At 63.2% G+C, this 23667-nt stretch carries 22 protein-coding genes and 1 riboswitch; of the genes, 15 read left to right on the top strand and 7 right to left on the bottom strand.

Translation table 11 applies throughout. The features are described from left to right. Positions 1–82 precede the first annotated feature (82 nt). Positions 83–853, bottom strand: a complete 771-nt coding sequence (locus VXL81_RS03875; protein WP_416552993.1) for an IclR family transcriptional regulator — start codon at positions 851–853, stop codon at positions 83–85. Between the two features lie 406 nt (positions 854–1259). On the opposite strand from VXL81_RS03875, the gene VXL81_RS03870 reads away from it, so the two are divergent. The 8 genes from VXL81_RS03870 to queF all read left to right on the top strand — a co-directional run bounded on the left by VXL81_RS03870 (position 1260) and on the right by queF (position 10568). Beyond that, entirely contained in the window at positions 1260–2711 is a 1452-nt protein-coding gene (locus VXL81_RS03870) for a glutamine synthetase family protein (RefSeq protein ID WP_416536329.1), read from the top strand. Positions 2712–2934: 223 nt separating this feature from the next. Then, positions 2935–3015: riboswitch (glycine riboswitch) on the top strand. Positions 3016–3310: 295 nt separating this feature from the next. Continuing rightward, entirely contained in the window at positions 3311–3673 is a 363-nt protein-coding gene (gene gcvH / locus VXL81_RS03865; protein WP_340544561.1) for a glycine cleavage system protein GcvH, read from the top strand. A 142-nt stretch (positions 3674–3815) separates the two neighbouring features. Further along, a complete protein-coding gene (gene gcvP, locus VXL81_RS03860) occupies positions 3816–6665 on the top strand; it encodes an aminomethyl-transferring glycine dehydrogenase (protein WP_416552991.1) in 2850 nt (949 codons plus the stop codon). A 143-nt stretch (positions 6666–6808) separates the two neighbouring features. Beyond that, entirely contained in the window at positions 6809–8047 is a 1239-nt protein-coding gene (locus VXL81_RS03855) for an acyl-CoA dehydrogenase family protein (protein ID WP_416552989.1), read from the top strand. A 274-nt stretch (positions 8048–8321) separates the two neighbouring features. Continuing rightward, positions 8322–9020 (top strand): 7-cyano-7-deazaguanine synthase QueC, encoded by a 699-nt coding sequence (gene queC / locus VXL81_RS03850; RefSeq protein WP_416537298.1) that lies wholly within the window; start codon positions 8322–8324, stop codon positions 9018–9020. Next, positions 9020–9373 (top strand): 6-carboxytetrahydropterin synthase QueD, encoded by a 354-nt coding sequence (gene queD / locus VXL81_RS03845; RefSeq protein WP_260075073.1) that lies wholly within the window; start codon positions 9020–9022, stop codon positions 9371–9373. The genes queC and queD overlap by 1 nt, the downstream gene beginning before the upstream one ends. Then, entirely contained in the window at positions 9370–10077 is a 708-nt protein-coding gene (gene queE, locus VXL81_RS03840; protein ID WP_340546281.1) for a 7-carboxy-7-deazaguanine synthase QueE, read from the top strand. The genes queD and queE overlap by 4 nt, the downstream gene beginning before the upstream one ends. 26 nt (positions 10078–10103) lie before the next feature. Next, positions 10104–10568: a preQ(1) synthase gene (queF, locus tag VXL81_RS03835; protein ID WP_340544567.1), complete on the top strand. Its 465-nt coding sequence runs from the start codon at positions 10104–10106 to the stop codon at positions 10566–10568. 55 nt (positions 10569–10623) lie between these two features. On the opposite strand, the gene VXL81_RS03830 is transcribed toward queF, so the two are convergent. Both VXL81_RS03830 and truA read right to left on the bottom strand, forming a co-directional pair. Continuing rightward, positions 10624–11295 carry a PAS domain-containing protein gene (locus tag VXL81_RS03830; RefSeq protein WP_340544569.1) on the bottom strand — a complete coding sequence of 224 codons (672 nt, stop codon included), beginning with the start codon at positions 11293–11295 and terminating at the stop codon, positions 10624–10626. A gap of 172 nt (positions 11296–11467) precedes the next feature. After that, positions 11468–12241, bottom strand: coding sequence for a tRNA pseudouridine(38-40) synthase TruA (gene truA / locus VXL81_RS03825; protein WP_416536332.1), 774 nt, complete (start codon positions 12239–12241; stop codon positions 11468–11470). A gap of 145 nt (positions 12242–12386) precedes the next feature. On the opposite strand from truA, the gene VXL81_RS03820 reads away from it, so the two are divergent. From VXL81_RS03820 to VXL81_RS03810, 3 genes are read left to right on the top strand one after another with little or no spacing between them, the layout of a single operon-like run. Beyond that, entirely contained in the window at positions 12387–13802 is a 1416-nt protein-coding gene (locus tag VXL81_RS03820; protein ID WP_416552987.1) for a YcjX family protein, read from the top strand. Next, entirely contained in the window at positions 13799–14329 is a 531-nt protein-coding gene (locus tag VXL81_RS03815; protein WP_416540616.1) for a GNAT family N-acetyltransferase, read from the top strand. The genes VXL81_RS03820 and VXL81_RS03815 overlap by 4 nt, the downstream gene beginning before the upstream one ends. Then, positions 14326–15363 (top strand): YcjF family protein, encoded by a 1038-nt coding sequence (locus VXL81_RS03810; RefSeq protein WP_416552985.1) that lies wholly within the window; start codon positions 14326–14328, stop codon positions 15361–15363. The genes VXL81_RS03815 and VXL81_RS03810 overlap by 4 nt, the downstream gene beginning before the upstream one ends. 107 nt (positions 15364–15470) lie before the next feature. On the opposite strand, the gene VXL81_RS03805 is transcribed toward VXL81_RS03810, so the two are convergent. Continuing rightward, a complete protein-coding gene (locus VXL81_RS03805) occupies positions 15471–15893 on the bottom strand; it encodes a group III truncated hemoglobin (protein WP_416552983.1) in 423 nt (140 codons plus the stop codon). A gap of 156 nt (positions 15894–16049) precedes the next feature. Between VXL81_RS03805 and VXL81_RS03800 the strand changes: the two genes are divergently transcribed. From VXL81_RS03800 to ileS, 3 genes are all read left to right on the top strand, one after another. Then, a complete protein-coding gene (locus VXL81_RS03800; protein WP_416552981.1) occupies positions 16050–17357 on the top strand; it encodes an SDR family oxidoreductase in 1308 nt (435 codons plus the stop codon). 1 nt (position 17358) lies between these two features. Then, positions 17359–17847 carry a DUF2269 family protein gene (locus VXL81_RS03795; protein WP_416552979.1) on the top strand — a complete coding sequence of 163 codons (489 nt, stop codon included), beginning with the start codon at positions 17359–17361 and terminating at the stop codon, positions 17845–17847. Positions 17848–18116: 269 nt separating this feature from the next. Continuing rightward, complete coding sequence (gene ileS / locus VXL81_RS03790) at positions 18117–21047, top strand: isoleucine--tRNA ligase (RefSeq protein ID WP_416552976.1); 2931 nt, start codon at positions 18117–18119, stop codon at positions 21045–21047. Positions 21048–21292: 245 nt separating this feature from the next. On the opposite strand, the gene VXL81_RS03785 is transcribed toward ileS, so the two are convergent. Then, on the bottom strand, positions 21293–21688 hold the full coding sequence (locus VXL81_RS03785) for a hypothetical protein (RefSeq protein ID WP_374015375.1): 396 nt from the start codon (positions 21686–21688) through the stop codon (positions 21293–21295). Between the two features lie 202 nt (positions 21689–21890). Here VXL81_RS03785 and VXL81_RS03780 point away from each other — a divergent pair, with 202 nt between their 5' ends. Then, entirely contained in the window at positions 21891–22385 is a 495-nt protein-coding gene (locus tag VXL81_RS03780) for a methylated-DNA--[protein]-cysteine S-methyltransferase (protein WP_416534711.1), read from the top strand. Between the two features lie 60 nt (positions 22386–22445). Here VXL81_RS03780 and VXL81_RS03775 read toward each other — a convergent pair whose 3' ends face one another. Further along, entirely contained in the window at positions 22446–23141 is a 696-nt protein-coding gene (locus VXL81_RS03775) for a CDP-alcohol phosphatidyltransferase family protein (RefSeq protein WP_340544582.1), read from the bottom strand. A gap of 169 nt (positions 23142–23310) precedes the next feature. After that, positions 23311–23652, bottom strand: a complete 342-nt coding sequence (locus tag VXL81_RS03770; protein ID WP_416540611.1) for a hypothetical protein — start codon at positions 23650–23652, stop codon at positions 23311–23313. Positions 23653–23667: the final 15 nt, after the last annotated feature.

The following is a 23667-nucleotide window of genomic DNA, read 5'->3' as shown; positions in this document are numbered from 1 at the left end:
TGCGGGCTTGCCGATGGGGGTCCAAGAGGGGCGCTGCGGATAACATCCTTCGCGAAATTTTGAATATCGGATGCGGGCAGCGTTACAGATCTGCCAGCGCCTGGCTCTGGCGCAGCTCCGCCGCGCAGAGCTGCAACGCGCGCAGCGAGATTTCGGTGTCCTGTGCCGGGTTCATCCCCCGCGGGGACGAACTGCCAACCACGATAGGCCGTTGATCGGGGCGCGAGACCGGCACGGCGTAACCGATGATCCCGGTTTCGAACTCACTGTCGGTCACCGCATAGCCCCGCTGCCGCGCGGTGCGCACCCGGTCGAGGATTTGATCCACCTCGATCAGGGATTGCTCGGTGTGGCGGGGGATATCCGCCGTCGCCAACGTTTCGGCAGCCGCGTCGTCCGACAGGCAGCCCATCAGCATCCGCCCCAGGCTGGTATGGACCAGCGGGATATGAGCGCCGGCGGTAAACCCATAGGTGACCGGTGCATGTTCGACCGTGGATTGCGCCAGCAGCAACACCCGCCCCTGATCCAACGTCGCAAGTGTAATCTCAGCGCCAAGGCTGCGGGCATGACGGTTCAGCACCGGCTGCACCTTGCGGCCAAACTGATTGGCCTGAAGAAACCCGCCGGACAGCGCCAGCACCTGCGGCGTCAGCGACAGGACCCGGCCCTGCTGGCGCAGATACCCGGCCTGTACAAGCGTCAGCGCCCCGCGCCGCGCCGTGGCACGATCCTGACCGGTGCGCCGTGCGATATCTGCCAGCGTCAGCGTCGGAGTAGCCGCGTCAAACGCCGCCAGAACAGCCAGCCCCTTGGCAAAGCTTGAGGAAATATTACGGTCTTGTTCACTCATCTTCTCATCCAAAAAATACTTGTCAGCGCGCCTGCTTGCACCGGGGGAGGGGATCAAATGGATCGTATCCCGGTAGCACCGACCGCAGATCGAACAAGGTACGGCCCGTGTCCGCATCGGTCTGAGACATCATCGGTGTTCTGTCGGTGCCCCTGCCTCCGTCACCCTGGGTTGTCTGTCAGTTTCAGTCTTCGGCCCTGCGCTGTGCCCTGCGTTCAATTCGCAGCTTTATGTGCCTCGCCTCTGATAAGAGACTGGACCTGAACTAGTTTTTTAGTTCAAGCTTAAATTATCCAATTGCATAACAAAAACATTGCAAAGGGTGTGATATGGGGAAGACCGACGCAACGTCATGAGCGGCGGGGCACATATCGAAGGCGTGGACAGAAGAAGGTCAGATCACAAGATGACGACGTCACTCATCAAGGGGGCGCTTGCGCGCAAGGGGTTGCTGACAGAGCAGGCCTGTCACGCGGGCGAGGCGGTGCTGGCGCAATGCGAAGCCGCGCGCGTGGAAACCGTGCGCGTCCTCTTTGCCGATCAACACGGCATTCTGCGGGGTAAGACGCTGGTCGCCGCCGGCCTGAGGTCGCTGTTTGAGCAGGGAATCGCGGTGCCGTCGACACTGTTGCTGAAGGATACCGCCCATCGCACCGCCTTCCCGGTGTGGAGCGAAAACCCCGAGGAGGTTGTGACGCCGATGCAGGGCGCCAGCGATGTGCTGCTGGTGCCGCGCCCGGAGACCTTTCGCGTGCTGCCATGGTCCCCACATTCGGCCTGGATCTTCTGTCATGTCGCGTTCCACGATGGCGACGTCGTCCCCTTCGGATCGGCCTATGTGCTGGAACGGGCGGTGGAGACATTGGCAGAACAGGGGCTGAAGACCGTGGTCGGGCTGGAGGTCGAATTCCAGATCTTCGAACGTGTGGACCCGGCGCTGGGCCATGCGCAGCAGGGGATGCCCGGGGCTCCGATCGAGACCCGGAACCTCATTCAGGGCTACCAGTATCTCACCGAAACCCGCTACGGCGAGGCCGAGGCGATTCTGGACAGGTTACGACGCAATGCGCAGGCGCTTGGCCTGCCGGTGCGCACTGTCGAGATCGAGATGGGTCCGAGCCAGTTCGAGTTCACCTTCGATCCGGCCGATCCGATGACGCAGGCGGACGCGATGGTGATGTTCCGCACCATGGTCAAGGAAGTCTGTGCCGCTCAGGGGTTACACGCCAGTTTCATGGCCAAGCCGCGGCAGGATCACGCGATGGCCAATGGCTGGCACATCCATCAGTCGCTGATAGATCCCAGCACCGGGCGCAATCTGTTCATGCCCGAGGTTGAGGGCGAGCTGACGGAAGAGGCCAGTGGCTGGATCGCCGGGCTGCTCGCCCATGCCGAGGCGGCCTCGCTGCTGGTTGCCCCTACGGTCAATAGCTACAAGAGGTATCTGCCATACCAGCTGGCGCCCAACCGGATACAATGGGGAGAGGACAATCGCGGCGCCATGCTGCGCGGCCTGATGCGCCCCGGCGACCTCTCCAGCCGGATCGAGAATCGCGCGCCCGACAGCAGTGCCAATCCTTATTTCGCGCTGGCCGCGCAGATCATCGCGGGCAGCGAGGGGCTGGCCTCCGGGCGACGCGCGCCGCCGCCCACGGCATCGCCCTATTCCGACGACGCGCAAAAGCTGCCGCGCTCGCTTGGACAGGCGTTGCAGGCCTTCAGCGGATCCGACCTGTTTCGCATCGCTCTGGGGGGCGATGTGGTCGACTATCTCGCCCATCTGAAAGAGGTCGAATGGTCCCGCTACCTCGATACCGTCAGCGAATGGGAGCAGGCTGAATACTTTAACCTTTACTGATGTTTGACCGGTTCCGGCAGGGCCGTTGCGCGGTCGGCCGGCGGTGCCTGATTGCGGCGGTTCAAATGCGTTCGAGACCGCGATTGCAGCTTGAACGAGACATCCGTTATTGGTACCGTATACAGGCGTATGCGGGAGAACCATTGCAGCAGGAATTGCCTGCCGACACTGGTGCCGAAGGAGCAACCGCCCCGGAAACTCTCAGGCCAAAGGGACCGTAAACGTGACGTACTCTGGAGAGACCCTGATCACACCAGGGCGCCGAAGGGATAACGATCTCAGGCAAAGGGACAGAGGGGGCATCACATTGCGCAGGTTCTGCCTGCGTGACGATTGGATGCCGGGACCATGCCATCATTCCTGATCGGACCGGCCCTGAACTCATGGGATGGATCGGCATGACTGCTGAGACCAGGCAAATAGGAACGATACCGGCGCCAGTCGGGCTGGCCGGGGCAGTTCCCTGCGGGCGGTGCTTGGCTTCGGCGGCTCGTGCCATGCCCGTGATGCCGCAGATTTTGACACCCAAACCGCAGCCGTCCACCAGGGCGCGCTGCCATAAGCGCTGAGATCGGCGCGATCTCCAAAGGAAGAGACTGATGAAATACACCGAAGAACACGAATGGCTGCTGGCCGAGAGCGATGATCTGATCACGGTGGGCATCACAACCCACGCGGCAGAGCAGCTGGGCGATGTGGTCTTTGTGGAACTGCCCGAGGTCGGCACCGAAGTCTCCAAGGATGATGAAATCGTGGTCATCGAATCCGTAAAGGCAGCCTCCGATATCCTGGCGCCGCTGGACGGCGAGATCGTCGAGGTGAACGACGCTCTGATCGACAACCCCGGCAAGATCAACGAAGACCCTCAGGGCGACGCCTGGTTCTTCAAGATCAAGCCGTCCGATCTGTCCCCGATGGACGATTACATGGATGAAGCCGGCTACAAGGACTTCATCGGCTGATCCTTTCACCCCGCCTGCGCCCTTCCGCGCGGCGGGGTTTTTTGATCGCTGTTCCCGCACCTATCGCGGTGCCAATCCGCACCACCGGGCCAGCCCGCAGCATTCCGCTGCCTTAACCTCCTGTTGCTGAAGAGGGCGACACATGTCTTTTGAACCCACGGACTATCTGCCGTATGACTTTGCCAACCGCCGCCATATCGGCCCGTCTCCCGAAGAGATGGACGACATGCTTGCCGTGGTTGGCGCCGAGAGCCTGGATGCGCTGATTGACGAAACGGTGCCTGCCACCATCCGTCAGGCCGCCGCGCTGGAGTTTGGCCGTCCTCTGTCGGAACGCGAGCTGCAGCATCACATGCGTGAGGTCGCAGGCAAGAACGTTCTGAAAACCTCGCTGATCGGGCAGGGCTACCACGGCACCGTGACCCCACCCGCCATTCAGCGCAATATTCTGGAAAACCCGGCCTGGTACACCGCCTACACGCCCTATCAGCCCGAAATCTCGCAGGGCCGTCTTGAGGCGCTGTTGAACTTCCAGACCATGATCTCGGATCTGACCGGTCTGGAAATCGCCAATGCCTCGCTTCTGGACGAGGCCACAGCCTGCGCTGAGGCAATGACCGTCGCGCAGCGGGTCGCCAAATCGAAGGCCAAGGCGTTTTTTGTCGACCGCGATTGTCACCCGCAGAACATTGCCGTGATCCAGACCCGCGCCGAGCCGCTGGGGATCGAGGTCATCGTCGGCAACCCCGACAAGCTGGAGGCGGATAAGGTCTTTGGCGCGCTGTTCCAATACCCCGGCACCTACGGTCATGTGCGCGATTTCACCGACCACATCGCGCAGCTGCACGCGCATAAGGCCATCGGCATCGTTGCAGCCGACCCGCTGTCCCTGACGCTGCTGAAAGAGCCGGGCGCCATGGGTGCCGATATCGCTGTCGGCTCGACCCAGCGCTTTGGCGTGCCGGTGGGTGCAGGCGGTCCACATGCGGCCTATATGGCGACCAAGGATGCTTACAAACGCTCGATCCCCGGCCGGATTGTCGGTGTCTCGGTTGATGCTCATGGCAACCGCGCCTATCGCCTGTCGCTACAGACCCGTGAACAGCACATCCGCCGCGAAAAGGCGACCTCCAACGTCTGTACTGCACAGGCTCTGCTGGCGGTGATGGCGTCGATGTACGCGGTCTTCCACGGCCCCAAGGGGCTGAAAGCCATCGCGCAGCGCATCCATCGCAAGACCGTGCGTCTGGCCCGTGGACTGGAAGGGGCAGGGTTCAGCGTTGATCCCCGATCCTTCTTCGACACGATCACCGTTGATGTGGGGCCGCTGCAATCGGCGGTGCTGAAATCGGCGGTGGACGAGGGGCTGAACCTGCGCCGCGTTGGCGAAACCCGCGTTGGTATCACATTGGATGAGGTCACCCGTTCTGAGACCATCGAAGCGGTCTGGCGCGCCTTTGGCATCCGACGCAAGGACGAAGACTTCACCCATGAATACCGCGTGCCGGAAAACATGCACCGCACGTCTGACTATCTGACGCATCCGATCTTCCACATGAACCGGGCCGAAACCGAGATGATGCGCTACATGCGCCGCCTCGCGGATCGTGATCTGGCGCTGGACCGGGCGATGATCCCGCTTGGCTCCTGCACGATGAAGCTCAATGCCGCCGCCGAGATGATGCCGCTCAGCTGGCCGGAGTTCGCCAATATCCACCCCTTTGCCCCTGCCGATCAGATGCAGGGCTATGCAGAGATGGTCAGCGATCTGTCCGAGAAACTGTGCCAGATCACCGGCTATGATGCGATCTCCATGCAGCCCAACTCTGGCGCGCAGGGGGAATACGCGGGCCTTCTGTCCATTGCGGCCTATCACCGTGCCAACGGTCAGGGCCACCGCAACATCTGTCTGATCCCGATGTCGGCCCATGGCACCAACCCGGCCTCCGCCCAGATGGTGGGGTGGAAGGTTGTCGTGGTGAAATCCGCAGAAAACGGCGATATCGACCTCGAGGATTTCCGCGAAAAGGCGGAGAAACACGCCGAAAACCTCGCAGGCTGCATGATCACCTATCCCTCGACCCACGGCGTGTTCGAGGAAACCGTGCATGAGGTCTGCAAAATTACCCATGATCACGGCGGTCAGGTTTATATCGACGGTGCCAATATGAACGCCATGGTGGGCCTGTCCCGTCCCGGCGATCTGGGCGGCGATGTGAGCCACCTGAACCTGCACAAGACCTTTGCCATTCCCCACGGTGGTGGTGGCCCCGGCATGGGACCGATTGGCGTGAAGGCGCATCTGCAACCGCATCTGCCCGGCCACCCGGAAACCGGTGGTCAGGAAGGGCCGGTCTCGGCTGCGCCTTTCGGGTCGGCCTCTATCCTGACCATCAGCTGGGCCTATTGCCTGATGATGGGTGGTGCGGGCCTGACGCAGGCGACAAAGGTGGCGATCCTCAACGCCAACTACATCGCCAAGCGTCTCGAAGGCGCCTATGACGTACTCTACAAGGGGCCGACAGGCCGCGTTGCGCATGAGTGTATTCTGGACACCCGCCCGTTTGAGGCCAGCGCCAATGTCACTGTTGACGATGTGGCCAAGCGCCTGATCGACAGCGGTTTCCACGCACCAACAATGTCCTGGCCCGTCGCGGGCACCCTGATGGTGGAACCCACCGAGTCCGAGACCAAGGCCGAGCTGGACCGTTTCTGCGAGGCCATGCTGTCGATCCGCGAGGAAATCCGCGCAGTTGAGGCAGGCGAAATGGATGCGGAGAATAACGCATTGAAAAACGCGCCTCACACGATGGAAGATCTCGTTAAGGACTGGGATCGCCCCTATTCCCGCGAACAGGGCTGCTTCCCTCCGGGCGCGTTCCGGGTCGACAAATACTGGCCGCCGGTCAACCGCGTCGACAATGCTTACGGTGACCGCCATCTGGTCTGCACCTGCCCACCGATGGAAGACTACGCCGAGGCGGCAGAGTAACCACTTGCGAAACGGGCCCTTCGGGGCCCGTTTTTCTGTCCTGCGATGCCTATCCATCTGTGACGTCCCGTCACGCGGCTGGACAGCGGCACAACCCCCGCGCCATGCTGCCGCCAAGGGAAACAACACGAAGAGGCGCCGGGATGGACATGAACTTGGGTATGCGCAGCGAAAACCGCGCGCTTCTGGATCGGGTGGCGGCGATGATCCGCGACGAGATCATGCCGATGGAGGCCGAGTATCATGCCGAGATCGGCAAGGGGGATCGCTGGCAATACACCGATCGGCAGGCCGAGATCCTCGAAGGCCTGAAAGCCAAGGCCAAGGCCGACGGCCTGTGGAATTTCTGGCTCACCGACAGTGACAAGGGCTTTGGCCTCTCGACCGTCGAATATGCTTACTTTGCTGAGGAAATGGGAAAAACCCCGCTGGGGGCAGAGGTGTTCAACTGCTCCGCGCCCGACACCGGCAATATGGAAGTGTTTGAGCGCTACGGCACCGAGGCGATGAAACAGCAATGGCTGGCGCCGCTCCTTCAGGGCGAGATCCGCTCGGCCTATCTGATGACGGAGCCGGATGTCGCCAGCTCGGACGCCACCAATATCGCCATGTCCTGCCTGCGCGACGGCGATGACTATGTGCTGAACGGCGAAAAATGGTGGGCCTCAGGGGCAGGGGATCCGCGCTGCAAGGTCTATATCGTCATGGTGCGCACCGGCGGCGACGAGCTGCCCAAACACAAGCGCCAGTCGATGATCGTGGTGCCTGCGGATGCACCGGGGATCGAGGTGCTGCGCCCGATGGAGGTCTACGGTCACGATGACGCCCCCCACGGCCATATGCACATCCGCTTCTCAGACGTGCGTGTGCCTGCTGAAAACATGCTGCTGGGCGAGGGGCGCGGATTTGAAATCGCGCAGGGCCGTCTTGGGCCGGGGCGCATTCACCATTGTATGCGCGCCATCGGCCAGGCCGAAAGCGCGCTGGAACAGCTCTGCCGCCGCTCGCTGCGCCGCGAGGCCTTTGGCAAGCCGCTGGCCCAGCTTGGCGCCAACTACGATATCATCGCCGAATGCCGGATGGAGATCGAAATGGCCCGGCTCCTCTGTCTCAAGGCGGCATGGTACATGGATCAGGGCGATGCACGCGCCGCAGCACCCTGGATCAGCCAGATCAAGGTGGTTGCCCCCCGTGTCGCGTTGAAGGTGATCGACGAGGCGGTGCAGATTCACGGAGGGCAGGGCATCAGCCAGGACACGCCGCTGGCGCAGGCCTGGACCCATGTGCGCACCCTGCGCCTTGCCGATGGGCCGGATGCGGTGCACCGCAGGCAGGTCGCCCGCGCCGAGCTGAAAGCCTACAGTCAGGAGAATCTGGGTTAACGCTTGCCCCCCAATCCGGGCTGAGCGGCGAGGCTCCGACCAAAAAAATAGGCCTCCAGAAATAGTCAGGCGCGCTCCCGGTGGAGGGCGCCTTTCTCATGTTAAGCCCAATCCGTTGAAAGAATGAGATTTCACCGCGTGAACTGGTCAGATCATCGGCTGATCTGACGTCGCGGAAAAATACTGTGGATATCTTGCCGTAGTTAACCGCAGTCGCTATACGCACGCCTTTCCGGTCGCAGCCTACCCGGATATCAAAACAAGGACTGAAAACTTGAAAACACTTGTCATCTGCTCGGGCGGATTGGATTCGGTATCCCTCGCCCATGTACTCGCTGCCAAAGGGCAGCTGTCGCGCCTTGTCTCATTCGACTACGGACAGCGCCACCGCAAGGAACTCGACTATGCTGCCGCCTGCGCAGAGCGGCTCGGGGTTCCCCACGAGATCATTGATATGCGTTCGATCGGCGCGGCACTCAGCGGCTCTGCCCTGACGGACGATATTGATGTACCGGATGGCCACTACGCCGAAGAGACCATGAAGGTTACGGTGGTGCCCAACCGCAATGCCATCATGCTAACCATTGCCTACGGGATTGCCGCCGCCAAGGGCGACACGGCTGTGGCAACGGCGGTGCATGGCGGCGATCACTTCATTTACCCGGACTGCCGCCCGGCCTTCACCGATGCTTTTGACGCGATGCAGCGCATGGCGCTGGATGGCTATGCCGACGTGGCGCTGGTGACACCGTTCGTGCATCGCTCCAAAGGCGACATTGTCACCGCAGGTGCGGCGGTGAACACGCCCTTTGCCGAGACCTGGTCCTGCTACAAGGGTGGCGAACATCATTGCGGGCGCTGCGGCACCTGCGTTGAACGCCGTGAGGCCTTCGATCTGGCAGGCGTTGAGGATCCGACAGTTTACGCGGACCCCGATTTCTGGCGCACAGCCATCAAGGAAGGGGCCGCCTGATGTTCCGCATTACCAAGGAGTTCCACTTCTCCGCTTCACATCAGCTGACCCATCTGCCAGCTGATCACCAATGCGCGCGGCTGCATGGGCACAATTACATCGTCGTGGTCGAACTGGCCGGCGCCAAGTTGAACAGCGACGGTTTTGTCCGCGATTATCACGAGCTGGCACCGCTGAAGAATTACATCGACGGCAGCTTTGATCATCGCCATCTGAACGATGTGATGGACGGCCCCTCGACCGCCGAGAACATGGCCCGTCATTTCTACGAATGGTGTGTCGCGCGCTGGCCCGAAACCGCTGCGGTGCGGGTATCGGAGACCCCGAAAACATGGGCCGAGTACCGACCATGAGCCTGCGCATTGCCGAAATCTTCGGACCCACGATCCAGGGAGAAGGCGCCCTGATCGGGGAGCCGACCGTCTTTGTCCGCACTGGCGGCTGCGATTACCGATGCAGCTGGTGCGACAGTCTCCACGCGGTTGACAGCAAATACCGCGAGACCTGGATCCCGATGACCACCAGCGATGTCTGGGCAGAGGTCACGCAGCTCAGCGGCGGTCAGCCGCTGACCGTCTCGCTCTCGGGTGGCAACCCGGCCATTCAGGACTTTGCCGAGCTGATCGCACGGGGAAAGGCCGAGGGCTATCGCTTTGCCTGCGAGACGCAGGGCTCGATCAACCAGCCCTGGTTTGCCCAGCTGGACACGCTGGTGCTCAGCCCGAAACCACCCTCCAGCGGCCATAAGGTGGATTGGCAGAAATTTGACCACTGCCTTCAGGCTGCAAAGGGGTGCGGGCAAACCGTGGTAAAGATCGTGATCTTCGACGACCGGGATTATGACTGGGCGCGGGCCGTTGCAAAACGCCTGCCGGACCTGCCGCTCTACCTGCAACCCGGCAACCCGGAGGTGGACCCGGATAAACCGGTGGACCTGACCGCCGCCACGGAACGTCTGCAATGGCTGATTGAAAAGGTAACCGGAGACCGCTGGTTTACCCCCCGTGTGCTGCCACAGCTTCATGTGCTGGTCTGGGGCAACAAACGCGGTGTCTAGGCCGAGAGACCTGAGGAGAAAAGAAGATGAGTGACGATATCTACAAGGATCTGAAACAGCTGGGCGGCGCGACCGTAATGCCCAGCAACCCCGACGAAGCAGAGCTGGAGCGGGTGCAGAACCCGCAGGCCGACGTCGCCTACAACGTGCGCTTCACCGCGCCGGAGTTCACATCACTCTGCCCGATGACCGGCCAGCCCGATTTTGCCCATCTGGTCATCGACTACGTGCCGGGCAAATGGCTGGTCGAGAGCAAATCGCTCAAGCTGTTTCTGGGCTCCTTCCGCAACCACGGCGCCTTCCACGAAGATTGCACCGTGTCCATTGCGCGTCGGCTGGCCGATTACCTTGAGCCGCAGTGGCTGCGGATCGGCGGCTATTGGTACCCGCGTGGCGGCATTCCGATTGATGTCTTCTGGCAGACCGGACCGCTGCCGGAGGGCGTCTGGATCCCGGATCAGGGCGTGCCGCCCTATCGCGGTCGCGGCTGAAAACGTCGCTCTGGCCGTCAGCCGACGGCCTGATCACTGAATGCGGGCCGGGTCGTCAGGCCTGACTCGCCCGCGGTCCCAGCAACGGATCGCGGGCCATGGCGGCGGCATCGACATCCTGCGGTTCCGCTCCCAGAAGATTGCCGCGACGGCGATTGAAGTAGAGATCAATCCGGCTGTAGAGCGTGTTGCGGCGCATCTCCAGACAGCGCATCAGCGCCTTGCGGGCATAGTCCAGCAGCTCATCTTTCTGATCCTGAAGGCCAATCACTTCCTCGGCCCGGTTCGAACCACCATCGGCGGCTCTCTCTGCCTCAGCTTGCGGCGCGCCAGCATCCTCGCGGTTGGCCGTCGGCGGCGGTGATGATGACAGCTGCGGCGACAGCGGAAAGTGACAGCCCAGCAGGACCACATTGCCCGGTGAAACGGTGATCGGGTCGATATAGGTCAGACATTCAAAGGGCTCGCCCTCGGCATTGTAGTTCCACAGCGTTTGCGACCCGCGTCTGCACATATCGCGGGCGTGTTTCAGCAGGCTCACCGAACTTTCCTGAACCGCAGGGCCCTGGAACAGCGGGCACGGCCGGTCGATCACATCCTGCGCCCGGTAGCCCGTTGCCTGTTCAAAGGCCCGGTTGACAAAAACCAGCTCCAGCTCCTCGGCTTCGGGATTGATCAGCGACAGCGGCAACGTGGAATGCCGCAGCAAAGTACCAAGAAGTTCCATCTCTTTTTCCACGTCATCACCCACCGATTAAGCATATGATCTGTGACGAAACGCGTAACCGAACGGTTGGTTCCCGTAGGGCGCCAAAAAAACTGAAAAAATATGCCGCCCTCCGCAACAGCGGATCGCCGCTGCCGTGAAAGGTGATTTCTGAAACTATTACAGCAGTTTGTCAGGTTGCGGAGAAGGGGTCGTCAGGATATCCGACCCGCGCAAGATAGAGCCCATGCCCCGGGCAGACCGGTCCACAGGCGGCCCTGTCCGTCGCCTCAAGCGCAGATTTCACATCCTCAGGCGACCAGGCTCCGGCGCCGACCCGCTCCAGCGTGCCGACAAAACTGCGCACCTGATTGTGCAGGAACGACCGCGCCCGCACATGGAAATGGATCTCCGGCCCCGAAAAGCCCTGAACCCGTTCGACGCGCAGCTCGTCCAGCGTCTTGAGCGGGCTGGCCGCCTGGCAGATTGAGGAGCGAAACGTGGTGAAATCATGCTGGCCGATCAGATGGTGCGCGGCCTCCTGCATGGCGTCTGCATCCAGATCATGGCTCAGCTGCCAGACCTGTCCGGCGTCATGGGTGGCAGGCGCGCGGCGGATCAGGATGCGGAACAGATACTGCCGCTCAATGGCCGAGAACCGCGCGTGCCAATCGTCGTCCACACGGGCGCAATCCACAATCGCCACGGGGGCAGGCTTCAGATGGTAATTCAGCGCCTCGGACAGGCGGAAGGGATCCCAGTCCTTTTCCATGTCGCAATGGGCCACCTGACCCAGACCATGCACCCCGGTATCGGTGCGGCCTGCTGCGGCAATGGTATGGGGGCCGGGTTCGAGCCGCGCAAGCGCATCCTCGATCGCCCCCTGAACCGAGGGCTGATCCTTCTGGCGCTGCCACCCGGCAAAGGGTGCGCCGTGATATTCGACTTTCAAAGCAAAACGCGGCATGAGCGGGCAAGTAACGCGGCAATCGCGGCGGCACAAGTCCCGGATGGCGGCCTGCCGGGGTGGTATCATACCCGGTCAGCCCTTATCTTGATCAAATCGAACAAGGATCTGACCCCGCAAAGGGTCGGCAAGACGGGGCAAACCTTTGGGATTATCATCACTGGCAGACGGGGTCTTGCGCAGCGTCGAAGAGGCGGGCGCCGCCCTTTCGGAGAGCCTGTTTGAACCGTCGATCCGCCTTGGCGTCACGGGTCTTGCCCGCGCCGGCAAGACCGTGTTCATCACCTCACTGGTGGCCAACCTGATGAACCGGGGGCGGATGGTGCAGCTCTCGGCGGTGCGCGAAGGGCGGGTCGAGACGGCGTTTCTGCAACCCCAGCCCGATGATACCGTGCCCCGATTTGACTACGAAAACCATCTTGGCGCCCTGACCGGGCCGCGCCCCTTCTGGCCCGACAGCACGCGGGCCGTCTCCGAACTGCGCCTCAGTCTGAAGGTGCAGCCAAACGGTCTGCTGTCGGGCTTTCAGGGACCACGCACCCTGCATCTGGACATTGTCGATTATCCCGGTGAATGGCTCCTGGATCTGGCGCTGCTGGACAAGACATACGCCCAGTGGTGCGATGAGGTGCTGACCCGCATCCGCAGTCGGTCGCAGGCGGCGGCGTTTCTGGACCTCGCGCAGAAGGTTGACGCCACAGCCCCCCATGACGAACCGCTGGCGCAGGATCTGACCGCGGCCTTTGCCGCCTATCTGCAGGCGGCCCGTGCCGCCGGCTACTATGACTGCACACCGGGGCGCTTCCTGTTGCCGGGGGATCTGGCCGGGTCGCCGGTGCTGACCTTCGCGCCGGTCCCGCTTTGCGATAGCGCCCCGCGCCGGTCGCTTCACCGCGAGATGGAACGCCGGTTTGAGGCCTATAAGTCGAAGGTCGTGAAACCCTTCTTTCGCGATCATTTCGCCCGCATCGACCGGCAAGTGGTGCTGGTCGATGCCCTCAGCGCGATCCATTCCGGCCCCCGCGCGGTCGACGATCTGCGCCACGCGATGACCGATATCCTTGCCGCCTTCCGTCCCGGTCGCAACGGGTTTCTGCGCCAGATCCTGCGCGGCAAGCGGGTGGAAAAGATCCTGTTCGCGGCGACCAAGGCCGATCACCTGCATCACCAGCAGCATCCGCAGCTGACCGCCATCATCGAGGCGCTGACCCGCGATGCCCGCGACCGGGCCCGCTTCGCCGGGGCCGAGACGGCGGCGCTGTCGCTTGCCGCCCTGCGCGCGACGACGGAGGAGCTGCGCCACCACAACGGGATCGAGCTGCCCTGCGTGCGTGGCACGCTTCTGGACAGCGGCAAGCCTGCGGCCTTTTATCCCGGCGCATTGCCGCAGGATCCCTCGCATCTGCTGACCCCGGCCCGGCAGGGCGCAGAGACCTGGCTCGACGGCGATTATCAGGCCATGGCCTTCGCCCCGGCTCCGCTCACCCTGCGTCCGGGCGACGGCCCACCTCACATCCGCCTCGACCGGGCGGCAGAATTCCTGATCGGAGACCGCCTTTGACCTGTGTCGCACAGTCTGATCCACCGCCCGCGCTGCGCCCGGCCCGCAGCACTGACGCAGGCAAGATTGCCGAAATCCTGCACGGGTTCGAAGTCGACACGCCATGGATGCCCAAACGCCATACCGGTGCCGAGGCGATTGGCTTCTGCGGGATCATGATTGATCGCGGCTGGGTCACCGTGGTGCAGATCGGCGGCCGGATCGAAGGCTTTCTGGCGCGGGACGGCGCCACGATCTGTGCGCTCTACATCCGGCAGCGTGCACGCGGGCAGGGGCTGGGACGCCTGCTGCTGGACTATGCCAAATCGGTGCAGTCGCCGCTGCAGCTCTGGACCCATCAGGCCAATGAGGGGGCGCAGCGGTTCTACCGGCGCGAAGGCTTCGGGGAGCAGTCGCGCAGCGATGGGGCCACCAATGATGAGCGCCTGCCGGATATCCAGTATCTCTGGCCGACGCCGCAGCCCGCCGCTGGTCCCCGACCGGCGGCGCAGGCCCGGCCGTCCGCCACATCAAAGGACAGAGCATGACCCGCAAGGACGCCGTTCTTTTTGACCTCTCCGACAGCGCCACGGCAGATGCCGCACCGGATGTGACCGCCGCACCACCGGTGCCTGATCTGGATGGCGCCAGCAGCAACCTGCCACAGCCCGCGCTGGCACAGGCGGCGGAGCTGGCCAGCCGTCGCCCCTCCCGGCTGGCGCGCTGGTTCTGGGCCTGTCTGACGGCCCTCATAGGTGCCGTCATCTCCGTCGCGGCCTGGGATTTCACCACCGGGCTGATCGACCGCCTGCCGCTTCTGGGATGGGCCATCAGCGCAGGCTTTGCCATCGCCCTGCTGCTGGCGCTACTGATGGGTCTGCGCGAACTGGCCGCGCTGTCGCGCCTGCGCCGGGTCGAAAGCCTGCGCGCTGCGCAGCCCCTGCCGGCGGCGGATGCCCGGACCGCCGATGCCACCGCCGATCTCAAGGCTGCGCGCAGCTATGTCTCCGGGCTGGAACGGTTCTATCGCGGCCGCAAGGATCTCGCCTGGGGGCTGGCCCGGCTTAGCGAGCGCAAGGCCGATATCATGGATGCCGACGCGCTGCTGCAACTGGCCGAGGCGGAGCTGCTGGCGCCGCTGGATGCCCGCGCCCTGCGCGTAGTCGAAGGTGGCGCACGTCAGGTCGCCACGGTCACCGCACTGGTGCCGCTGGCGCTGGCCGATGTGGTGACCGCGCTTGTGACCTCATTGCGGATGATCCGCCGCATTGCCGATATCTACGGCGGGCGGTCCGGTTTTCTCGGCTCCTGGCGGCTCACCCGCGCTGTGCTATCCCATCTGGTCGCCACCGGCGCCGTGGCCGTTGGCGATGACCTGCTGGAGCCGGTGCTGGGCGGATCGTTGTTGTCGAAACTCTCGCGCCGCTTTGGCGAAGGGCTGGTGAACGGCGCGCTCTCCGCCCGCGTTGGCATCGCCGCGATGGAGGTCTGCCGCCCGATGGCCTTCTCAAAGGCGCAGAAGCCAAGCACCCGTAAGGTCATCCAGCGCGCCCTGACCGGCCTGTTCTCCAAGGATCAATAGGCAGGCCTGAGGCTCATGCGCAGCATGAGCCACGCCCAAGGCTGCCAGGTGGCTCTGGCCCCGCCAGAGCGCCGCCGCAGAGGCGGGAGAGCCGCCGTCCTCCGGGATCAGAACAGCTTCGGTGGCGCATCTTTGGGCTGGCGCATGGCGACGATCCCGGTGCGAAACCCCTCGCCAATCCGATCCGCCAGCGCGCCCCATTGCAGCGCTGTCCGTTCCGGCAGCTCCGCCTGCAACACCTCGTGAAACAGCCCCAGCCAGAGCGGGAAATGCTCCGCCTTCACATCCGGCCTGCTGACATGCACCCGCATCGGATTGCCGCTATAGCATTTCTCCCGCAGGATCGCATTGCGCCAGAACCGGCTGATCTTCTCCTCATGCTCAGGCCAATCCTCGACATGGGCGGCAAACACCGGGCCGAGCACCGCATGGGTCCGCACGCGGGAATAAAACACATCCACCACATGAGCGATCTGCTCTGCGGTGATCTCGAACCGCGCCAGCGGGTTCTGTGTTGTGGTTTCGGTCATTGTCTGCTTCGGCCTGCCATCTGCCGCTAGATATGCTGAAGCAGAGACCAAGGGAAGGGGGCGTCTCTGACGCAGCGCTTGTTCAAGCCTCTGCTGGCGCCTGCGGCTGCTGCCGTTATGGTGAGCGGGAGATGTTTCAGAAAAAGGCATTCATTGATGGCGGAGAGCGCAAAGCGGGTGCTGGTTCTGGGCGCCTACGGGTTTATCGGGACCGAGGTGGTACGCGCCCTGCGGGCCGCTGGAATGCATGTGACCGGCCTGGGCCGCAGCGCCGTGCAGGCTGCCCGGGTGCTGCCGGGTGTGCCGTTTGTGCAGGGTGACTTGCTGCAGCTTTTGCAGCCCGAAGAGTGGGTGCCGCTGCTGCAGGGCGCGGACGCTGTGGTCAACTGCGCTGGCATTCTGCAAGATATGGCGCCGGGCGAGCTGGAGGCCGTGCATCACACGGCCATTGCTGCCCTGGGGGTGGCTTGTGCAGAGCGGAACATCGCCGTGGTGCAGATTTCAGCGGCCGGTGCAGGTCCGGATGCCGGGACAGAGTTCATGCGCAGCAAGGGGCGCGGGGATGCCGCCTTGCAGGCCGCTGGTGTGCCGCTGAGGATCCTGAAGCCGGGGTTGGTGATCGGGCAAAATGCCTATGGCGGCACGGGTCTGCTGCGGATGCTGGCGGCGGTGCCCTTGGTGCAGCCCGTGGCGCTGGCAGACGCGCCGGTGCAATGCATCGGCATGGCTGATCTGGCCGCGGCGGTGGTTGCCGCGCTGCGGGGGGAGCTGCCGCAAGGCACCTTTGATCTGGTGGAGGATCAGCCGCAAACCCTGGCGGAGGTGCTGGCAGAGACCCGGGCGTGGCTGGGGTTTGCCCCGGCGGGCTGGCTGCTGCGTTTGCCGGACTGGCTGCTGCCGTCGGTGGCGGGATGTGCTGACGCATTGGGGCGGCTGGGCTGGCGTTCCCCGCTGCGATCCACCGCAATGGCCGAAATCCGGAGCGGTGTGCGCGGCGATCCCGCACCGTACCGGGCCGCCATGGGGCAGGGGATTGCCTCGCTCAAGGCCATCTATCAGCCGCTGCCTTCGGGACGCGCCCAGCGGCTGGACGCGCGGATGGCGCTGCTGATGCCGGCCGCCGTCGCGGTGCTGAGCCTGTTCTGGCTGGCCTCGGGCGTGGTCGGCCTTTGGCAGCTGGAGGCTGCCGCCAAGGTGCTGGCGGATGCAGGCTGGGGCAGCCCGCCGGCGAAAGCCAGCGTCGCCTTCTGGTCGCTTGCCGACATCGCCCTGGGGCTGGCCATCCTGTGGCGGCCCTGGGCGGCGCGGGCCTGCCTGGGGATGGCAGCGGTTTCGCTGATCTACCTGACTGCAGCCACGGCGGTCACCCCGCAGATGTGGGCGGATCCGCTGGGGCCGCTGGTCAAGGTGCTGCCGGGGCTGCTGCTGGCGCTGATCACCCATCAGCTGCTGCAGGAGCGCTGAGATGGACCTGGACCTTGCCTTGCGCTGGCTGCATGTGATCGGCGCCTGCGTGCTGCTGGGCACCGGCGCGGGCATCGCCTTTTTCATGCTGATGGCACACCGGACACGGGATGCCGCACTGATTGCCCACACCGCCAGCGTGGTGGTGCTGGCTGACCTGCTGTTCACCGCCACAGCCGTGATTGCGCAGCCAATCACCGGCGGGCTGCTGGCCTGGCGGTTGGGCTGGCCGCTGAGCGCCGGCTGGCTGGCGCTTTCGATGGGGCTTTATTTGCTGACCGGGCTGTTCTGGCTGCCGGTGGTCTGGATCCAGCTGCGGCTGCGCAATCTGGCGCGGGCGGCAGCCGCGGCGGGAGAGGCGCTGCCAGCGCGCTATCACCGGCTGTTCGCTATCTGGTTTGCTTGCGGCATTCCCGCCTTTGCTGCGGTGCTGATGATCCTCTGGCTGATGCTGGCGCGTCCGGATCTGGGTATCTGGCTGGTACGTTAGTTCTTACTTATTGCCTGGCCGCAGGCCGGGCAGCGCCCGTCCCACCCCGTGCGGAACGGGCACAGCCCTCATCGCAGTGCGGCACAACTGCCGCTTTACCCGCCTGCCGCTCCTGCCTATAAGGCCCTCATGTCCCATGTTGCGGCCATCATTATTCGAATTATATCCCCGGCGCTCTGACCACGTGAGCCGCCGGGCAAAGGTGCTTGAGCCATCGCACCGAACCGAATATCCCAAAATACGACCAGATCATCCAAAGGACGCTGCACATGTGTGCCGACACGCCTCAGACGCCTGAGTACAAAGACACCCTCAATCTGCCCAAAACCGATTTCCCGATGCGCGCGGGCCTGCCCAAGCGTGAGCCGGGCTGGCTGGAGCGTTGGGCGCAGATTGGCGTCTATGACAAACTTCGCGAAAAGGCCGCCGCCGCCAAGGGCACCGATGCCGAGCGCAAGCCCTTCACCCTGCATGACGGCCCCCCTTACGCCAACGGTCACCTGCATATCGGCCACGCGCTGAACAAGACGATCAAGGACATGATCGTCCGCTCGCACCAGATGATGGGCTTTGACGCGCGCTACGTGCCGGGCTGGGATTGCCACGGCCTGCCGATCGAATGGAAGATCGAAGAGCAGTACCGCAAGAAGGGCAAGAACAAGGACGAGGTGAACGTCGTCGATTTCCGTCAGGAATGCCGCAAGTTCGCCGAAGGCTGGATTGATATCCAGCGCGAGGAATTCAAACGCCTTGGCATCACCGGCAACTGGGCTGATCCTTATATCACAATGGATTTCCACGCCGAAGCGGTGATCGCGGATGAATTCATGAAGTTCCTGATGAACGGCACGCTCTATCAGGGCTCCAAACCCGTGATGTGGTCGCCGGTTGAGAAAACCGCGCTGGCTGAGGCCGAGATCGAGTATCACGACCATAAATCGCACACCATCTGGGTGCCCTTCGGCTTTGCCAATGCGACCGGCGATCTGGCCGATGCCCGCGTGGTGATCTGGACCACCACCCCCTGGACGATCCCGTCGAACAAGGCCGTCGCCTTCAATCCGAAGGTCGCTTACGGCCTCTATCGTGTGGACGCCACCGAAGAGGAAAGCTGGACCAACCCCGGTGATCTCTATCTCTTTGCAAACGCGCTGGCCGAGGATGCGCTTGGCAAATCCCGCGTCACCGAATTCACCAAGGTCCGCGATGTCGAGGCCTCCGAATTTGCAGGGCTGATCTGTAAACACCCCTTCAATGGTATCGAGGGCGCGAACGGCTTCTGGGATTATGACGTGCCGATGATCGACGGCGACCATGTCACCGATGATGCAGGCACCGGCTTTGTCCACACCGCGCCCAGCCATGGTGCGGATGACTATGAGTGTTTCGTCGCGCGCAACTGGATCGACCGGATGACCCACAACGTGGGCGAGGAATCCGAATTCCTGTCGCATGTGCCGTTCTTTGCCGGGCTTCAGATCTTTGACAAGAAGGGCAAGGAAGGCAAGGCCAACACCGCCGTGATCGCCAAGCTGGTCGAGGCCGGCGGCATTATCGCCCGTGGCCGCATCACCCACAGCTACCCGCATTCCTGGCGCTCCAAGGCACCGATCGTGTTCCGCAACACCCCGCAGTGGTTTGCCTCCGTGGACCGCGAGCTGGACGACGGCATGGGCGAGATGGGCGATACCATCCGCACCCGCGCGCTGAATTCCATCGACCAGCTGGTGCACTGGACGCCGCAGACCGGCCGGAACCGCCTCTATTCGATGATCGAAAGCCGCCCGGACTGGGTGCTGTCGCGCCAGCGCGCCTGGGGCGTGCCGCTCACCTGCTTCGTGAAGAAGGACGTGCTGCCGACAGATTCCGATTTCCTCCTGCGCAATGAGGAGCTGAACACCCGCATCGTGGCCGCGTTTGAGGAACATGGCGCCGATATCTGGTACACGGATGGCTTCAAGGAGAAGATGCTCGACGGCATCGCGAACCCCGACGATTACGATCAGGTGTTTGACGTGCTCGACGTCTGGTTCGACAGTGGCTCCACCCACGCCTTTGTGCTGCGTGACCGCGAGGACGGCACCGAGGACGGTATCGCGGACGTCTATATGGAAGGCACCGACCAGCATCGCGGCTGGTTCCACTCCTCGCTGTTGCAGGCCTGTGGCACCAAGGGCCGCGCGCCCTATCGCAACGTGGTCACCCATGGATTCACGCTGGACGAGAAGGGCAACAAGATGTCCAAATCGCTCGGCAACACCATTGTGCCCGAGAAGATCGTCCAGCAGTATGGCGCCGATATCCTGCGTCTCTGGGTGGCACAGACCGACTACACCGCCGACCAGCGGATCGGGGCGGAAATCCTCAAAGGTGTCGCCGACAGCTATCGCCGCCTGCGCAATACCATGCGCTACATGCTCGGCAGCCTTGCGGATTTCTCCGAAGATCAGCGCGTGGATCCGGCCGATATGCCCGAGCTGGAACAATGGGTTCTGCACCGTCTGGCGGAGCTGGATCACAAGGTCCGCACCGGCTATCAGGCCTTTGATTTCCAGGGTGTGTTCTCGGCGGTGTTCAACTTTGCCACCGTGGATCTGTCGGCCTTCTATTTCGATATCCGCAAGGACGCGCTCTACTGTGACGGCGACACGCTGAACGCCCGTGCGGCCCGCACGGTGCTGGATATCCTGTTCCACCGGCTGACCACATGGCTGGCCCCGATCCTGGTCTTCACCATGGAAGAGGTCTGGCTGGAGCGGTTCCCTGGCGATGACAGCTCGCTGCATCTTCAGGATATCCCGACAACCCCGGCCGATTGGCTGAATGAGCCGCTGGCTGCGAAATGGGCCAAGGTCCGTCAGGCCCGCCGCGTCGTTACCGCCGCTCTTGAGGTGCAGCGCGTCGACAAGGTGATCGGCGCCTCACTGGAGGCCGCGCCGGTGGTGCATGTGCGCGACGCTGAGGTTCTGGCAGCGCTGAAATCGGTGAATTTCGCCGATGTCTGCATCACCTCCGATATCGTGCTCAGCGGTGATCCGGCCCCGGCCGAAGCCTTCCGCATGCCCGAGGTGGACGGCGTGTCGGTGGTGTTCGAGAAGGCCGATGGTGATAAGTGCCAGCGCTGCTGGAAAATCCTGCCGGATGTGGGCAACCACAGCCATGCGGGCGTCTGCGGCCGCTGTGATGCGGCGCTTGGCTGAGCCGCGCTAAGACTGGGCGCGGGCGGGTTTGATGTCCGCCCGTCTCGCCTGTGGTGATCACAGATCCCGTCAGGGATCTGCGCGCCGCCCGCTCCTAGATGGGGCGGGCGGCGCGCTTCTTTTGGACGTCCGCGACAGGGGCCCCTGTCAACAAACGCCGGGGGTTTCTATGAAATCTCTTTGTGCTGCTGTTCCGCAGTCGGCGCGGCGGGGCGTGGCCTGCCGGGGTGAACCTCCCGGATGCCTCAGCCGATCACCCGCTGGGCGGCACGATACTGGTTCTGGGCGATCACCTCGCTGACCGGAAGCGGCCCGGCGTGGTAGCCCGACTGCAGATCCTGCAGTTTCTGTTGAACCACTGAACGTAGATACTGGGTGCCTGCCATCATGCTTGCTCCTTCGCTCGGTCCGGTCAACGCTGCCTGTGTCGATGTGGCTGCCGCTTTCTTGGCGACCGATGCGACACTCTCCAGGCCACCCGTCTGCTCACCGGGCTGGCCCGCCTGCGCGGCCTGCTGCCCATTCATATGTCCGCTCAGCATACGGTACACGCTGACATTTGATTGACCGGTGATCTGCATGGTGACTGACCTTCTTAACAACTTGAGACCCATCTTTACTAAAATTTGGCGAAATTGCATGCGCTCCTGTGGGTAGCCGACAGCGCCGAAGGCATAGGTTCCTATCCAAAAGGTTAGGATCCTGACGGCCCCGGATCGGGCATTGCCTTGACGGCGGTGGCCATCGCGCAGAGAGTCGGCGGATGGGATCAGCAGCCCCTGGTGCTGCGATCCGGGCGGCCAGCGACGTTGAGGCGTGCCGCCGCAGCAATAAGGGATCATCGTGACCGGGCAGCTCTCTGCAACCGCGACACAGCATATCGCTCAGGCCGGTCTCGACACGCCGGTCGGCTGGCTTTGTGTGACCGAGCGGGACGGGGCCATTGTCCGGCTGGACTGGTCAACGGCGCCCGCCGGAGCGTCGGCTTCGGCGCTGACGGAGCGGGCGCTTGCCCAGCTGCGCGCCTATTTTGCCCATGAACTGACGGAATTCGACCTGCCGCTGGCGGTGGCGGGCAGCGATTTTCAGCGCCGGGTCTGTGCTGCCATGTCGGCGATTCCGCTGGGGGAGACCCGCACCTATGGTGAAATCGCGCGGGAGCTTGGCGCCGCCGCGCAGCCGGTGGGCAATGCCTGCGGAGCCAATCCGATCCCGGTGATCATCCCCTGCCACCGGGTTCTGGGCGCGGGCGGGCTGGGCGGGTTTTCCGGTGCGGGCGGTGTGGAAACAAAGGTGGCCCTGCTGCGCCACGAAGGCGCGGCCGGCCTGCTGATCTGACCACAGCGGTCATTTTTTGCAAATATCGTAGGGCGGCATGCCCCCGTCAGCGGCTGAGGCTCAGGCCTCGCGCTCCGGCACGATCTGCTGGGCGATACCGACAAAGATCAGATAGATCGAAGTCAGCACCAGCCCCCAATGTGCCCAGCTCTGCGGGTGGAAATCCACCCAGGCGGCCCAACCGGCAAAGAAGGTCCAGGCCAGCGCCACCGGCAGCGACACCTTGCGCCAGCGTTCGGTGCGGACCGGGTGAATGAACTTCAGCGGCAGGAACATGGCAATCGCCAGGAGGGTGACCAGAACCAGGCTGGTCCAATGGCTCGGCTCCAGCGCAAAGATGACCAGCACCAGCATGTTCCAGCATCCCGGAAAACCGGAAAAGGAGTTGTCCTTGGTCTTCATCCGGGTGTCGGCAAAATACAAGGCACTGGCAAAGGTGATCACGATCAGCGCCATCCAGCCGGTCCAGCCTGCCATCAGGCCGGATTTGAACAGGGCAAAGGCCGGAATGAACACATAGGTGAGATAGTCGATGATCAGATCGAGCAGCACGCCGTCAAACTCCGGCGCATAGCGTTTCACCTCATAGTGGCGGGCCAGCGGCCCATCAATACCATCCACGGCAAAGGCCACGACGAGCCAGACAAACATCAGGCTCCACTTGGCATCAGCCGCAGCCAGCATGGCGAGGATTGCAAACACCGCACCGGTGGCGGTGAGCAGGTGAACGGAGAGGGCGCGAAACTGAGGTGTCATCTGCCCCTGATGGCGAATTTCCCGTTATCTCGCAAGTGGTCAATGGGAAAACGCTGCATCCATAGGCGGAAATTCAGGCCTTTGGTGTCCTCGGTGCCACCTGCTGCCACGGATCGGTTCGGCGTCCATCGCTGGCTGGCGTCCTGCTGTCGCGGCACCGCAATTGGCGTCACTCGTGGTCCGGGTTTTCCATCAGCGCCTTGCGAAACAGCGTCTCGGTCAGGTTGCGGCTGTCCACCAGCTGCGGGTAGGCACTGGCCTCCGATGGTCCGGGGCTGGCGACATATTCGCCACGGGCGGCTTTCCCGGCGCGGTAGGCGGCCCATTCCTGATCGGAGATCTGGCGGTCGCCATCGCTGTCCAGATCCGCCAGCAGCTGTTCATAGAACTGGCTGAAATCCACATCACCGATATCGGAGGTCGTGGCATGGGCGGCACTGCGGTTTGCGGGATTATACGGCGCGCCAAGCGGTGCGCTTTCGGAGGTATGGCTTTGGGATACGATACTCATCACTGGGGATCCTTC

This window comes from Phaeobacter sp. JH204B (assembly GCF_048055755.1).
Lineage (GTDB): Bacteria > Pseudomonadota > Alphaproteobacteria > Rhodobacterales > Rhodobacteraceae > Phaeobacter > Phaeobacter bryozoorum.
The sequence above is the reverse complement of the archived record's forward strand: the minus strand, read 5'-3'. Positions and strand labels throughout refer to the sequence as shown.

Excerpts from the sequence above, each read along its gene's own strand:
- VXL81_RS03870 (WP_416536329.1), top strand. The coding sequence starts at position 1,260 with ATGACGACGTCACTCATCAAGGGGGCGCTTGCGCGCAAGGGGTTGCTG.
- VXL81_RS03810 (WP_416552985.1), top strand. The coding sequence starts at position 14,326 with ATGACCCGCAAGGACGCCGTTCTTTTTGACCTCTCCGACAGCGCCACG.
- queD (WP_260075073.1), top strand. The coding sequence starts at position 9,020 with ATGTTCCGCATTACCAAGGAGTTCCACTTCTCCGCTTCACATCAGCTG.
- VXL81_RS03875 (WP_416552993.1), bottom strand. The coding sequence starts at position 853 with ATGAGTGAACAAGACCGTAATATTTCCTCAAGCTTTGCCAAGGGGCTG.
- VXL81_RS03795 (WP_416552979.1), top strand. The coding sequence starts at position 17,359 with ATGGACCTGGACCTTGCCTTGCGCTGGCTGCATGTGATCGGCGCCTGC.
- ileS (WP_416552976.1), top strand. The coding sequence starts at position 18,117 with ATGTGTGCCGACACGCCTCAGACGCCTGAGTACAAAGACACCCTCAAT.
- VXL81_RS03855 (WP_416552989.1), top strand. The coding sequence starts at position 6,809 with ATGGACATGAACTTGGGTATGCGCAGCGAAAACCGCGCGCTTCTGGAT.
- VXL81_RS03830 (WP_340544569.1), bottom strand. The coding sequence starts at position 11,295 with ATGGAACTTCTTGGTACTTTGCTGCGGCATTCCACGTTGCCGCTGTCG.
- VXL81_RS03775 (WP_340544582.1), bottom strand. The coding sequence starts at position 23,141 with ATGACACCTCAGTTTCGCGCCCTCTCCGTTCACCTGCTCACCGCCACC.
- queF (WP_340544567.1), top strand. The coding sequence starts at position 10,104 with ATGAGTGACGATATCTACAAGGATCTGAAACAGCTGGGCGGCGCGACC.
- VXL81_RS03805 (WP_416552983.1), bottom strand. The coding sequence starts at position 15,893 with ATGACCGAAACCACAACACAGAACCCGCTGGCGCGGTTCGAGATCACC.
- truA (WP_416536332.1), bottom strand. The coding sequence starts at position 12,241 with ATGCCGCGTTTTGCTTTGAAAGTCGAATATCACGGCGCACCCTTTGCC.
- gcvP (WP_416552991.1), top strand. The coding sequence starts at position 3,816 with ATGTCTTTTGAACCCACGGACTATCTGCCGTATGACTTTGCCAACCGC.
- VXL81_RS03800 (WP_416552981.1), top strand. The coding sequence starts at position 16,050 with ATGGCGGAGAGCGCAAAGCGGGTGCTGGTTCTGGGCGCCTACGGGTTT.
- VXL81_RS03770 (WP_416540611.1), bottom strand. The coding sequence starts at position 23,652 with ATGAGTATCGTATCCCAAAGCCATACCTCCGAAAGCGCACCGCTTGGC.
- VXL81_RS03785 (WP_374015375.1), bottom strand. The coding sequence starts at position 21,688 with ATGCAATTTCGCCAAATTTTAGTAAAGATGGGTCTCAAGTTGTTAAGA.
- gcvH (WP_340544561.1), top strand. The coding sequence starts at position 3,311 with ATGAAATACACCGAAGAACACGAATGGCTGCTGGCCGAGAGCGATGAT.
- queE (WP_340546281.1), top strand. The coding sequence starts at position 9,370 with ATGAGCCTGCGCATTGCCGAAATCTTCGGACCCACGATCCAGGGAGAA.